This window comes from Zobellella endophytica, assembly GCF_003012775.1.
GTDB lineage: Bacteria > Pseudomonadota > Gammaproteobacteria > Enterobacterales > Aeromonadaceae > Oceanimonas > Oceanimonas endophytica.
This window is the reverse complement of the sequence record NZ_PXYG01000037.1, coordinates 1-351: the sequence shown is the minus strand read 5'-3', so window position 1 is coordinate 351 and position 351 is coordinate 1. Positions and strand designations below refer to the sequence as shown.

1 other RNA gene is annotated in these 351 nt (G+C 59.5%); it reads left to right on the top strand.

Annotation, left to right across the window (positions count from 1 at the left end):
- An RNA gene (gene rnpB / locus C7H85_RS19335) (RNase P RNA component class A) lies at window positions 1-345 on the top strand; the annotation flags it as partial.
- Window positions 346-351: the final 6 nt, after the last annotated feature.

The window sequence follows — 351 nt, the reverse complement described above, 5'->3', positions numbered from 1 at the left end:
CGATTGGACAGTCGCTGTCGCGCAATAGCGCGGTGGAGGAAAGTCCGGGCTCCATAGGGCAGAGTGCCAGGTAACGCCTGGGAGGCGCGAGCCTACGGAAAGTGCCACAGAAAATAACCGCCTAAGCGCAACAGCGCCGGTAAGGGTGAAAAGGTGCGGTAAGAGCGCACCGCACGGCTGGCAACAGTGCGTGGCTAGGTAAACCCCACTCGGAGCAAGACCAAATAGGAATCCATTGGCGCGGCCCGCGTTGGATTCGGGTAGGTCGCTTGAGGCGTACAGTGATGTGCGTCCCAGAGGAATGGCTGTCCTCGACAGAACCCGGCTTATAGATCGACTCTCCAGATCGGA